This is a genomic window from Mycobacterium sp. NPDC050041 (assembly GCF_049541695.1).
Lineage (GTDB): Bacteria > Actinomycetota > Actinomycetes > Mycobacteriales > Mycobacteriaceae > Mycobacterium.
The window spans coordinates 141,038-153,401 of the sequence record NZ_JBMVDG010000007.1; the positions used below are offsets into that span (position 1 = coordinate 141,038).

A 12,364-nucleotide genomic window follows, 5' to 3' on the forward strand; every position below is an offset into this window, starting at 1 on the left:
CGTCGGTCAGTTGGCGTGCAGCGCCTCGTTGAGCGTGATGCCGGTGCCGTCGCGTTTGACCACCTCGACCGCCCCGGACAGCGAATTGCGGCGGAACAGCAAGTTGTTCGAGCCGGACAGGTCGCGCGCCTTGACCGTCTGCCCGTCGGTGGTCTGCACCTTGGTGCCCGCGGTGACGTACAGGCCTGCCTCCACCACGCAGTCGTCGCCCAGCGAGATACCCAGCCCGGCATTGGCGCCCAGCAGGCAGCGTTTCCCGACCGAGATCACGTCCTTCCCGCCGCCGGACAGCGTGCCCATGATCGACGCGCCGCCGCCGACATCCGATCCGTCGTCGACGACGACACCCGCCGAGATCCGGCCCTCGACCATCGAATTGCCCAGCGTTCCGGCGTTGTAGTTGACGAAGCCCTCGTGCATCACCGTGGTGCCGGTCGCGAGGTGCGCGCCCAGCCGCACGCGGTCGGCATCGGCGATCCGCACGCCCGTCGGGACGACGTAGTCGACCATGCGCGGGAACTTGTCGATGCCGTAGACCGTCACCGGCCCGCGTCGGCGCAACCGGGCCCGCACGGTCTCGAAGCCGGGGACAGCGCACGGGCCGAAGTTCGTCCACACCACGTTGGCCAGCACGCCGAACACGCCGTCCATGTTCGCCTCGTGCGGCTTGATCAATCGGTGGGAGAACAGATGCAGCCGCAGGTAGGCGTCGTAGCCGTCGACCGGCTTGTCGGCCAGCGAGCCGATCACCGTGCGCACCACGATGGTCTCGACGTCGCGCTCCTCGTCACGCCCGGCCAGCACCGCCAGCTCCTCGGGCACCTCGGCCACCGACAGCCGCACCGTGCCCGGATCGCCGTCGATGTCCAGTTCGGGAGCCGGGAACCAGGTGTCGAGCACCGTCCCGTCGGCCGCCAGCGTCGCCAGGCCGATTCCTACAGCAGAAGTCACGGTGCCCCAGGCTACTGGAATAGGGTCTAGTGCTGTGGCCCTGGACCTGCATGCCGACCCCGTCGCGCTCACCGCCGCGCTGGTCGACATCCCCAGCGAATCGCGGCACGAGCAGCGCATCGCCGACGAGATCGAGGCCGCGCTGCGCGCACAGACCCAAGGCTTCGAGATCGTCCGCAACGGTGACGCGGTGCTGGCGCGTACCAACCTCGGCCGGCCGTCGCGGGTGCTGCTGGCCGGGCACATCGACACCGTGCCCGCCGTCGACAACGTGCCGAGCCGGATGGACGGCGACGAACTGCACGGCTGCGGCACATCGGACATGAAGTCCGGCGATGCGGTCTTCCTCCACCTGGCCGCCACCATCGCCGAGCCCAGCCACGACCTGACCCTCGTGATGTACGACTGCGAGGAGATCGAGGCCAGCGCCAACGGCCTCGGCCGCATCGAGCGGGAGCTGCCGGACTGGCTGCAGGCCGACGTCGCGATCCTCGGCGAGCCGTCCGGGGGTTATATCGAGGCGGGCTGCCAGGGCACGCTGCGGGTGGTGGTCAGCGCGACGGGCACCAGGGCGCATTCCGCGCGATCATGGCTGGGCGACAACGCGATTCACAAGCTCGGAGCGGTCCTCGACCGGCTGTCGGCATATGAGGCGCGCAGTGTGGACATCGACGGCTGCGTCTACCGAGAGGGGCTGTCGGCGGTGCGGATCGACGGCGGCGTGGCCGGCAACGTCATCCCGGACGCCGCGTCGGTGACGGTGAACTTCCGCTTCGCGCCGGATCGCAGCGTAGAACAGGCCCTCGCCCACGTGCACCAGGTCCTCGACGGCCTCGACGTCCGGATCGAGCAGACCGACGCCGCGCCGGGTGCGTTGCCCGGGCTCACCCAACCGGCGGCGGCGAAGCTGGTCGAGGCCGCAGGCGGACAGGTGCGGGCCAAGTACGGGTGGACCGACGTGGCGCGGTTCGCGGCGCTGGGCATCCCGGCGGTCAACTACGGGCCCGGCGACCCCAACCTCGCCCATCGCGCCGACGAGCGCGTGCAGATCGGCCGCATCACCGAGACAACGGACATGCTGCGGGCTTACCTGACGGCCTGACGACTCCCGAAATCAGCGTCACGTTCACCTCGGTACCGCGGATTAGCCTCGAGGCAGGAGACGGGGGTGTGGGCCGATGCGGAGCGTGAATTGGCGTCAGGCGTTGTACTCCGGCGCCGCGGGGGGCGGCTTGCTGTGGGGCGTACTCACCACGCTGTTCGTCGGGTTCGGTGCCGACAGCCCCGGCAGAGACCGCGAATTCGGCGGCGGGCAGTGGTTCGCGGCGGCCATCGCGACGGTGCTGGCGCTGACGGTGGCCGCGACGCTGGTAATGCGGGGGCAGTCGATCGGTCGACGCAGCGCGGGAGTCGGCGTCGCGGTGGCCGTGCTCAGCGGTTGGCTGGTGATCGGCTGGGTTGCCGTGCAAGTCAGTGGAATCTGAGCACGGTGTCCTACGAATCGGAGGCGGCGAAGCGTCCTTCGCTCGACCGGTCACCGGGGTCGCCACTGATGCTCGTCGGGTTCGGGCTCGGTGTCCTGGCGGCGTCCAGCAACGTCTTCCTGTACTTCTGGCTGTACGCCTGGCTGGCGCCGCTGATCCTGGCCGGACTGTGCAGCCTGCTGTCCCTCCTGCCCCGATGCCGCCGACTGCTCGAGGTGGCCGAAGGGGCCTTCGCCGCGGTCGTGTTCGCCGCGATAGCGGTGTGCGTCAGTTTCGTCGGGCTGGCCGCCTCGCTGGGTTGACGGTCCGGATATCCGCTTGACGGCGCTCCTAGAGTGGGCAGCGGACGAATGTTCCCGATCGAGGTGGGCTGAAGACATGTGGGGAGACGACGACATCTCCGGGTGATCCGGAGAGATCGCAGTCGTCCATCGTCCTTGTCGCGGCACCGGTCTGTCCGCGACCCCACGAAAGCCTCCTCATGTCTTCGATCATCGCTACGAATCTGTCCTTCGCGTGGCCCGACGGGTCGCTCCAGTTCGCCGACCTGTCCTTCGCGCTCGGTGACGGGCGCACCGGCCTGGTCGCGCCCAACGGTGCAGGCAAGACCACCCTGCTCAGACTGATCGCCGGCGAACACGACCCGACCTCGGGCGCGGTCACCGTCGACGGGGTACTGGGCTACCTGCCGCAGGCACTGCCCTTCACCGCCGAGCGCGGCGTCGCCGATGTGCTCGGAATCGCCGGTGCACGCGACGCTTTGGCCGCCCTGGCCGCCGGCGACGCACGCGAGGAGGTCTTCACCGCGATCGGTGACGACTGGGATGTCGAGGAGCGCACCCGCGCGCAACTCGACCGCCTCGGACTCGGGCACGTCGCGCTGGACCGCACCCTGGGCACGCTGTCCGGTGGTGAGGTGGTCACCCTGGGTCTGGCCGCGCAACTGCTCAAGCGGCCCGACGTGTTGCTGCTCGACGAGCCGACGAACAATCTCGACGCCGATGCCCGGCACGCGCTGTACGCCGCTCTGGACGACTTCGCGGGGTGTCTGGTGGTGGTGAGTCACGACCGGATGCTGCTCGACCGGATGGACCAGATCGCGGAGCTCTACCGCGGCGAGATGCGGTTCTACGGCGGGGGTTTCACCGCCTACGAGGAGACCGTCGCGGCGGACCAGCAGCTCGCCGAGAGCAACCTGCGCAACGCCGGGCAGCAGCTCAAACGGGAGAAGCGGCAGATGCAACAGGCCCGCGAACGCGCGGTCCGCCGCTCGGGCACCGCTGCGCGCAACGTCAAGGACGCCGGCCTGCCGAAGATCATCGCCGGTGCGTTGAAACGCAAGGCGCAGGAGTCGGCGGGCCGGGCCGACGACGTGCACGAAAAGCGCGTCGACGACGCACGCTCCCGACTCGACGATGCCGAGCGGGCGCTGCGCGACGACGACGCCATCGTGCTCGACCTGCCCGCGACCGCCGTGCCCGCCGGACGAACCGTGCTGGCGGCCGAGGGGCTGCAGGTCACGCGTGGTGACCGAAAGCTGTTCGCGGACAACGGAGTCGGGCTGACCGTCCAGGGTCCGGAGCGCATCGCGCTGACCGGTCCGAACGGGGCGGGGAAGTCGACTCTGCTACGCCTGATCTCCGGTGATCTGCCGCCCGACGCGGGCAGCGTGAAACGGGCCGAGGGCAGGGTCGCGTACCTGTCGCAGCGACTGGACCTGCTCGACACGCAGCGCTCGGTCGCCGAGAGCCTGGCGGCGTTCGCACCGAGCCTGTCGCACACCCGCCGGATGCACCTGCTGGCGCAGTTCCTCTTCCGCGGTGACCGCATCCACCTGCCGGTCGGGGCGCTGTCCGGCGGCGAGCGACTGCGCGCCACCCTGGCGTGCGTGCTGTTCGCCGAGCCGGCGCCGCAGCTGCTTCTGCTCGACGAGCCGACCAACAACCTCGACCTGGTGAGCATCGGGCAGCTGGAGGCGGCGCTGAACGCCTACCGGGGCGCGTTCGTGGTGGTGAGTCACGACGACCGCTTCCTCGACGAGATCGCGGTGCAGCGCCGACTGCATCTCGCCGACGGGGTGCTGGTGCCTAGGTGAGTGTCGCGTCGGCAACCGGGGGACGTGTCGGCGCGGGCGCAGGCCGCTCGTCCTCGGGCTTCTTCTCCGGCGCGGGTTCCTGCTCGCCGCGCTGCCGGTCATCCGCGTCCTTCTCGTCGCCGGGCTGCCGGTCGTCCGCACCGGCCGGGCCACCGCCGGCCGGATCGGCGGGCGCCGCAGGGGTGTCGCCGCCGGCCGGGCCGGTGGCCGCCGCGGCGGTGTCCGTGCCTGCGCCCGTGGCGGCCTCGACGATGCCCTGCACGCCCTGCAGCACCTGCGCCGGAATCTGGCCGATGCCGGCGACGGCCTGACCGGCCGTCTGCGCGAGCTGACCGACCTGCTGGCCGGCCTGCTGTCCGAGTTGACTCAGCATCTGGCCCGCCCCCGACGAGGCGCTGTTCGCGGTCGACGGCGATCCGGTGGAACCGGTCGATGCGGCGTTGATCGACTCGGCGCCCTGCTGATCGCTCTGCTCGTACAGGCCCGCCGAGTTCATCAGACCATCCGCCAGCTGCCGGGCCTTGGACGCCGTCGAGGTCAGTGCGCCGCCCCGTGCGCCGAGCAGATCACCCAGTGCCGTGGAGACACCCGAGGCGATGTTTCCGTAGGTCGTGGAGATCGCGGAGACGTCGGGAGTGTTCGCAGAGACCTGCGTGACGGCACTGGCGACGTCCCCATGCTGCTGGGAGTACGTCCGCAGGCTCCCGGGTTGGACGGACAGCGACCCTGACATGTGCCACTCTTTCGGTTCGACGGCGACGTGCAGCAATCCTAAAGCCGCGCGGTCGCTGCTCCTCGCACCGATGTGGCGTCAGGTGGGGCGACCACCCGGGACCGGCAGAGGAGCGGGCGCGCCGGCCGGGGGTGTGGTGGTGATGTCGGGGAACGGGAAGTCCACGCCGCCACCCCAGGCGCCTTCGATGCGCTGCGCCCCGTCGTCGTCCAGGCCGGCGTATTCGCGCGCCGCCGTCTGCAGCATCTCGGCGATGCCGTCGCCGCTGCCCGCCGTCGTCTGCAGGCTTCCCAGACGCGCTCCGAGCAGTTCCTTCAGCGCGGCCTGCATGCCGAACCCGATGGTGCCGTGCGTCGACGCGACCTCGGCTCCGTCGGGCGCGCGCCGGGCCAGTTGCGTGATGTCGGACGCGACGTCGGCGTGCCTGCGCGAAAACGCGCGCAGGTCGCCGGTTTCCACGGACAACGGCTCACTGAACACGACGCACCTCCCGGATCGGCTGGTGTTTCGAGCTTAAGCGGGGGCTGTGTGCGCCCTGTGCACCAAATTCCGACGGCGGCCGGGACTAGGACGGACGGGAATCCGCCGCCTGCCGTCGGGCATCGCGCGCGGCGCCGTGCATCCCGACCGCATCGAAACGCCCGGCGACGGCGTTCAGCGCCGAATGGTCCCCTGCAGTCAGAGCTTTCGCGTACTCGAGGGTGAGCCCGCCGAACACACATCGCACGTCGAGCCGGGCGAGCGTGCCGGCCGCCCGTACGTCGCCCAACCGCACCGCGTCCAGCAGTGCCCGCAGCGCCAGCGCCGTCTGCCCGCCCCGCTCGGCCGTCTTGGCGGCATCTCTCGCGGCCGCCACCGCGGCGTGCACGTCCCGGCGCGCGTGATGCGTCCACGCCCTGGCCAGCCCCAGCTCCGGAGCGAACAGCATCGACTTGAGGCCGTGCCGGGACTCCGCGCGCGCCAACGCCTTCCCCGCCTCCACCGTGGCGCCCTGCTGACCGAGCGCCTGCGTCAACAACATCCACGCCAGCGACGCCCAGGAGTAGCCGGTCGGCGCCAACTCCGCCGTCGCCCGGCGCAGCAGTTCGGTGGCAGCCACCAGCTCACCCCGGGCGATGAGCACGTCGGCGACCACGACCTCGCCGATCGCCTGGCCCGGCTGCTGCAGCTGCGTGACATCGGCCAGTTGCCGGGCCAGCTCCAACGCCTGCTGCAGCTCGCCGGCCATCAGCAGCGCGGTGGTCTGGCCGAAGCCACTGGTGAATCGCAGCAACCCCGGGTGATCAGCGGCCTGCGCCCGCTCGGCCAACGCGTCCACCTCGTCGAACCGGCCGAGCCGGGCACAGCTGAGTGCGGCGGCCGAGGCGGCCCAGCCCACCGCCGTGCCGTCGGCCTCGGGAGTGGCCAGCACCTCGGTGGCGATCTCGACCGCCCGTGCCGGCGTCCCGGCGTTCATCGCGAACGTCGCCGACAGCGCGTCGACCGTCGCGCGGGCGCCCGGTGCGGACACCCGGGCCCGCACCGTCCGCAGGAATGCCGTCGCGCGCTCGGGCTCCGACAACATCCAGAACTGGTTCGCCGCCCGCGGCAGCGCCCACTCCATCAGGTCGTCCTCGCTGAGATCGGTGGGGTCGACCGCGGCGAGCACAGCGTCGGCGTCGCGGCCGCGCCCCTGCCACGCCAGCGCGTAGGCCAGCGGGAGCCGGGTGGCCAACCCACTGGCCGGGGTGACCGCCGCGCGGCCCAACTGCTCACTGAGGTGCAGGTCGCCCAGCCGCAGTGCCTCGGCGGCCGCATCGGCCATCACATCCGCCGGAAGTGCGTAGTCGCTCTCGGCGGCGATGACGGCCAGCCACAACCGGTCGACCACCCCACCCGGCCCCGCCGCCGCCAGCTTCTCCACGAGTTCGGTGCGCATCCGGCGCAGGTCGGGTCCGCCGAGTTCGTCACGGGCCGCGTCGACGAACAGCGGGTGCCCGGCTCGCACCAGTTCGTCGTCGACGGCGATCAGGCCGTGGCGCTGCGCGTCGGCGACCGCGTCGGCGCCGACGAGCGCCCGCAGAACCGGCAGCGGCACCGGGTCGGTGACCACCAGGTAGTGCACCGCCCTGCGGGTGGCGGCAGGCAGGTCGGCGAGGAACTCGGCCACCTGGGTCTCCAGCCGGGCATCGTCGTGAGCCGCCGGATCGACGTCCACCCGGGCCAGCAGGTCGTCTTTCCACAGCGCGGACACCTCGTCGGGCGCCGGACCGCCGACGGTGACGACCAGCCGGGTCGTCCCACGCAGGGCGAGCCGGTACAGCAGCGTCGCCGACAGCCGGTCGAGCAGATGCGCGTCGTCGACCACGATCAGCCGCCCGGCGAGCGCCGCCTCGGCGGCCCGCAGCACCGCCGCCGTCTTGCCGTGCGCCGGGATGTCGACGACATCGCGGAACGCCCCGAACGGCACCGCCCTCGCCGGCGCCGTCGCGATCACCCAGTCGGCAGGCCCGAGGTGCTCGACGGTCTGCCGCGCCAGCGTGGTCTTGCCGACCCCGGCCGGACCGACCAGCACCACCCCGCCGCGGTCTCGCACGCCCGCCTCGAGCGCTCGCAGCGCCGGTTCGTGGTCAGCGGTAACCCAGTCGACAGGCACCGCCGGATCCTATGGCCAGCAGCTCAACTGCGACCGCGGAATCCCGATGCCGGCCGTGCGTCCGGGCCGGTGTGGCTCGTCTAGGTTGGCGGAATGTCTTCCCCAGCCGATCCCGTCGCCGACCGCCAATGGGCGGTGTGCGTCTACTGCGCGTCGGGTCCGACGCACCCCGAACTGTTGGATCTCGCCACCCGGGTGGGGGCGGCGATCGCCGACCGCGGCTGGACGCTGGTGTCCGGCGGCGGCAACGTCTCGGCGATGGGAGCGGTCGCCGACGGCGCGCGCTCACGCGGCGGCCGGACCATCGGCGTCATCCCCAAGGCGCTGGTGCACCGCGAGCTGGCCGACGTCGAGGCCGACGAACTCGTCGTCACCGACACCATGCGGGAGCGCAAGCAGGTCATGGAGGACCGCGCCGACGCCTTCGTCGCGCTGCCCGGCGGGATCGGGACGCTCGAGGAATTCTTCGAAGCCTGGACCGCCGGATATTTGGGTATGCATAGCAAACCCCTGGTCATGCTCGACCCGTTCGGGCACTACGCCGGCCTGATGGCGTGGTTGCACGGCCTGGTCGACAGCGGCTATGTCTCTCCCGGGGCGCTCGACCGGCTGGTTGTCGTCGACGACGTCGACGCCGCCATGGCGGTATGCGCACCGGTCGGGTGATGGCGGTCACACGCGGGGATAGGGTGTTGCGCACATACGACCATCGGAGGGGACGCACCGCATGACCGACGAGAAATCCGGCACCCGCAGCAGCGTGGGGCTGCTCGACATCGCCAGCCGCGTGCCGGGCCTGATCATGGACGTGCCGACCATCGTGCGAGGCGTGGTGACCGGATTCGGCGCCCGCCCGTCGGCCAAGACGTCGATCGGAAAGGTCTTTCAGGACCGGGCGGCCCGCTACGGCGACAACCTGTTCCTGAAGTTCGAGGATCAGGAGCTGACCTACCGCGAGGCGAACGAGACCGTCAACCGGTACGCGGCGGTGCTTTCGGCCCGTGGCGTCGGCCACGGAGACGTCGTCGGCATCATGCTGAAGAACTCGCCGGAACCGGTGCTGATCATGCTGGCCGCGGTCAAGTGCGGCGCCATCTCGGGAATGCTGAACTACAACCAGCGCGGCGACGTTCTCGAGCACAGCCTTGGCTTGCTCTCGGCGACCGTCGTCGTCGCCGACCCGGACTTCGTCGACCCGATCAAGGAGAGCGGCGCGGACACCGACGCGCTGCTCACCCTCGACGAGCTCAAGCGTCTCGCCGAGGAGGCGCCGACGGAGAATCCCGCCACCGCCTCCGCGGTGCTGGCCAAGGACAAGGCGTTCTACATCTTCACCTCCGGCACCACCGGGATGCCCAAGGCGAGCGTGATGACCCACTACCGCTGGCTGCGCGCGCTGGCGGGATTCGGTGGCCTCGGCATGCGGCTCAACAGCGACGACATCCTGTACTGCTGCCTGCCGCTGTACCACAACAACGCGCTGACGGTCGCGCTGTCGTCGGTGCTCAACTCCGGCGCGACGCTGGCGCTCGGCAAGTCGTTCTCCGCGTCGAAGTTCTGGGACGACGTCATCCGGTACGACGCGACCGCGTTCGTCTACATCGGCGAGATCTGCACCTACCTGCTCAACCAGCCCGAGAAGGACACCGACCGGAAGCACCGGGTGCGGGTGATCGGCGGCAACGGGTTGCGGCCGGCCATCTGGGACGACTTCACCGAGCGCTTCGGTATCGACCGGGTGTGTGAGTTCTACGCGGCCAGCGAGGGCAACACCGCCTTCGTCAACTTCTTCAACGTCGACAAGACCACCGGCATCTGCCCGACGCCGGTGGCGTTCGTCGAGTACGACGAGGAATCCGGCGACCCGGTGCGCGACGACAAGGGCCGGGTGAAGAAGGTCAAGAACGGCGAGCCCGGCCTGCTGCTGTCCAAGGTGAGCAACTTCCAGCCGTTCGACGGCTACACCGACGAGAAGGAGTCGGAGAAGAAGCTCGTCCGCGATGCGTTCAAGAAGGGCGACGTGTGGTTCAACACCGGCGACCTGATGCGCTCGCAGGGCTTCGGGCACGCCGCGTTCACCGACCGCCTCGGCGACACGTTCCGCTGGAAGGGCGAGAACGTCGCCACCACCGAGGTCGAGGCCGCGGTCTCCAGCGACCCCCAGGTCGAGGAGTGCACGGTGTTCGGCGTCGAGGTGCCCGACACCGGCGGCAAGGCGGGCATGGTCGCCATCCAGCTCAAGGACGGCAAGGAGTTCGACGGGAAGGCGCTGGCGAAGGCGGCCTTCGACAAGCTGCCGGTCTACGCGGTGCCGCTGTTCGTCCGGGTGGTCGAGGAACTCGCGCACACGTCGACCTTCAAGAGTCAGAAGGTCGACCTGCGCAAGGAGGGTTACGGCGGCAACTCCGGCGAGGGCGACGAAGAGGCGAACGACATCGAGGACCCGATCTACGTGCTGTCCGGCAAGGACGAGGGATACGTCGAGTACTACGACGAGTACCTCAGTGAGGTGAAGGACGGCAAGAAGCCCAAGTAGCGGGTGATCTCGGCGTGGAAAGGCGCCCTCAGCGTGCTGAATCACGCCGTAATCGCCGGCGTCGATAGCCTGGACGGGTGGCGGCGACATTCCTCGGCCGCCCGGTCACCGGTGACCGGGCGCTGATCATGGCGATCGTGAACCGCACGCCGGACTCGTTCTACGACCGCGGCGCCACGTTCAGCGACGACGCCGCCAAGGCAGCCGCGCACCGCGTGGTCGCCGACGGCGCCGACGTGGTGGACATCGGCGGGGTCAAGGCGGGGCCGGGAACGGTGGTCGACGCGGCCGAGGAGATCGCCCGGGTCGTGCCGTTCATCGAGTGGCTGCGCGGCACGTACCCCGACGTGGTGATCAGTGTCGACACCTGGCGCGCCGAGGTGGCCAAGGCGGCGTGCGCGGCGGGGGCCGACCTGATCAACGACACCTGGGGCGGGCACGATCGGGATCTGCCCGAGGTGGCCGCCGAGTTCGGCGCCGGGCTGGTGTGCTCACACACCGGCGGCGCCGTCCCGCGGACCCGGCCGTTCCGGGTGCGCTACGGCATCTCCGAGCGCGGCGTGGTCGACGACGTCATCGCCGAGGTGACGCAGTCCGCCGAGCGGGCTGTCGCCGCCGGAGTGCCGAAAGACCGCGTCCTGATCGATCCGACGCACGATTTCGGCAAGAACACTTACCACGGTCTTACTTTGTTGCGTCACGTGGAAGACCTTGTAAAAACTGGATGGCCGGTCCTGATGGCCCTGAGCAACAAGGACTTCGTCGGGGAGACTCTCGGTGTGGGTCTGACCGAACGCCTGGAGGGCACGCTCGCCGCCACCGCACTCGCGGCGGCGGCAGGAGCGGCGATGTTCCGTGTGCACGAGGTCGGACCCACTCGACGTGTACTCGAGATGGTCGCGTCGATACAGGGCGTGCGTCCACCGACGCGCACGGTGAGGGGACTGGCATGACTGCGATATCCGATCTGACAGCCGCCGAGGCGATCGCACGACACCGGTGGCTCGCCGACCACAGCTGGAACCGACCGTCGTGGACCGTCGCCGAACTCGAGGCCGCCAAGGCCGGCCGCACCGTCTCTGTGGTGTTGCCGGCACTCAACGAAGAGGCCACCGTGGCGAGCGTGGTGGAGACCATCACGCCACTGCTCGGCGGGCTGGTCGACGAACTGATCGTGCTGGACTCGGGATCCACCGATGACACCGCCATCCGCGCGATGGCCGCAGGCGCCCGGGTGATCAGCCGCGAGGCGGCGCTGCCCGAGGTGGCGCCGCAACCGGGCAAGGGCGAGGTGCTGTGGCGGTCCCTGGCGGCCGCCACCGGTGACGTGATCGCCTTCGTCGACTCCGACCTGATCGACCCCGACCCGATGTTCGTGCCGAAGCTGCTCGGGCCGCTGCTGACCTGCGACGGCGTGCACCTGGTCAAGGGCTTCTACCGGCGTCCGCTCAAGGTGAGCGGTAGCGAGGACGCCAACGGCGGCGGCCGGGTCACCGAACTGGTGGCGCGTCCCCTTCTGGCCGCGCTGCGCCCCGAACTGACCTGTGTGCTGCAGCCGCTGGGCGGCGAGTACGCGGGCACCCGCGAACTCCTCACCGCGGTGCCGTTCGCCCCGGGCTACGGGGTGGAGATCGGCCTGCTGGTCGACGCCTACGACCGGCTCGGCCTCGACGCGCTGGCCCAGGTGAACCTCGGCGTGCGGGTGCACCGGAACCGTCCGCTCACCGAACTCGCGTCGATGAGCCGTCAGGTGATCGCCACCCTGCTGACCCGCTGCGGCATCACCGACTCCGGGGTCGGGCTCACCCAGTTCTTCGCCGACGGCGACGGCTACACGCCGCGCTCGTCCGGCGTGTCGCTGGAGGACCGGCCACCGATGGTGACGCTGCGCCCCCGCTGACCCTGCTGCAGGCTGTCACACCGGTCAGGC

12 protein-coding genes are annotated in these 12,364 nt (G+C 70.4%); 8 read left to right on the plus strand and 4 right to left on the minus strand.

What is annotated here, in order from left to right; all coding sequences use genetic code 11:
* Positions 1 to 6: 6 nt before the first annotated feature.
* Positions 7 to 972: a 2,3,4,5-tetrahydropyridine-2,6-dicarboxylate N-succinyltransferase gene (gene dapD, locus ACPCHZ_RS21155; RefSeq protein ID WP_423486683.1), complete on the minus strand. Its 966-nt coding sequence runs from the start codon at positions 970 to 972 to the stop codon at positions 7 to 9.
* Between the two features lie 13 nt (positions 973 to 985).
* On the opposite strand from dapD, the gene dapE reads away from it, so the two are divergent.
* From dapE to ACPCHZ_RS21175, 4 genes are all read left to right on the plus strand, one after another.
* The gene (gene dapE / locus ACPCHZ_RS21160; protein WP_423486531.1) at positions 986 to 2,053 is read left to right on the plus strand and encodes a succinyl-diaminopimelate desuccinylase; all 1,068 of its coding nucleotides are present in this window, start codon (positions 986 to 988) and stop codon (positions 2,051 to 2,053) included.
* A gap of 76 nt (positions 2,054 to 2,129) precedes the next feature.
* Positions 2,130 to 2,435: a hypothetical protein gene (locus tag ACPCHZ_RS21165; RefSeq protein WP_423486532.1), complete on the plus strand. Its 306-nt coding sequence runs from the start codon at positions 2,130 to 2,132 to the stop codon at positions 2,433 to 2,435.
* A gap of 5 nt (positions 2,436 to 2,440) precedes the next feature.
* Positions 2,441 to 2,737 (plus strand): hypothetical protein, encoded by a 297-nt coding sequence (locus tag ACPCHZ_RS21170; protein WP_423486533.1) that lies wholly within the window; start codon positions 2,441 to 2,443, stop codon positions 2,735 to 2,737.
* A 179-nt stretch (positions 2,738 to 2,916) separates the two neighbouring features.
* Complete coding sequence (locus tag ACPCHZ_RS21175; protein ID WP_423486534.1) at positions 2,917 to 4,530, plus strand: ABC-F family ATP-binding cassette domain-containing protein; 1,614 nt, start codon at positions 2,917 to 2,919, stop codon at positions 4,528 to 4,530.
* On the opposite strand, the gene ACPCHZ_RS21180 is transcribed toward ACPCHZ_RS21175, so the two are convergent.
* From ACPCHZ_RS21180 to ACPCHZ_RS21190, 3 genes are all read right to left on the minus strand, one after another.
* Complete coding sequence (locus ACPCHZ_RS21180) at positions 4,523 to 5,263, minus strand: type VII secretion target (protein WP_423486535.1); 741 nt, start codon at positions 5,261 to 5,263, stop codon at positions 4,523 to 4,525. The genes ACPCHZ_RS21175 and ACPCHZ_RS21180 overlap by 8 nt on opposite strands.
* Before the next feature lie 78 nt (positions 5,264 to 5,341).
* The gene (locus ACPCHZ_RS21185; RefSeq protein ID WP_423486684.1) at positions 5,342 to 5,722 is read right to left on the minus strand and encodes a type VII secretion target; all 381 of its coding nucleotides are present in this window, start codon (positions 5,720 to 5,722) and stop codon (positions 5,342 to 5,344) included.
* Positions 5,723 to 5,828: 106 nt separating this feature from the next.
* Positions 5,829 to 7,898 (minus strand): AAA family ATPase, encoded by a 2,070-nt coding sequence (locus ACPCHZ_RS21190; RefSeq protein ID WP_423486536.1) that lies wholly within the window; start codon positions 7,896 to 7,898, stop codon positions 5,829 to 5,831.
* 93 nt (positions 7,899 to 7,991) lie between these two features.
* Between ACPCHZ_RS21190 and ACPCHZ_RS21195 the strand changes: the two genes are divergently transcribed.
* The 4 genes from ACPCHZ_RS21195 (at position 7,992) to ACPCHZ_RS21210 (ending at position 12,334) form a co-directional block, all read left to right on the plus strand.
* Positions 7,992 to 8,564, plus strand: coding sequence for a TIGR00730 family Rossman fold protein (locus tag ACPCHZ_RS21195; protein WP_423486537.1), 573 nt, complete (start codon positions 7,992 to 7,994; stop codon positions 8,562 to 8,564).
* A 61-nt stretch (positions 8,565 to 8,625) separates the two neighbouring features.
* On the plus strand, positions 8,626 to 10,434 hold the full coding sequence (fadD6, locus tag ACPCHZ_RS21200; RefSeq protein ID WP_423486538.1) for a long-chain-acyl-CoA synthetase FadD6: 1,809 nt from the start codon (positions 8,626 to 8,628) through the stop codon (positions 10,432 to 10,434).
* A 128-nt stretch (positions 10,435 to 10,562) separates the two neighbouring features.
* Positions 10,563 to 11,387, plus strand: a complete 825-nt coding sequence (gene folP, locus ACPCHZ_RS21205; protein WP_364976659.1) for a dihydropteroate synthase — start codon at positions 10,563 to 10,565, stop codon at positions 11,385 to 11,387.
* Positions 11,384 to 12,334, plus strand: a complete 951-nt coding sequence (locus tag ACPCHZ_RS21210; protein WP_423486539.1) for a glucosyl-3-phosphoglycerate synthase — start codon at positions 11,384 to 11,386, stop codon at positions 12,332 to 12,334. Before folP ends, ACPCHZ_RS21210 begins: the two co-directional genes overlap by 4 nt.
* The last annotated feature ends 30 nt before the right edge of the window (positions 12,335 to 12,364 follow it).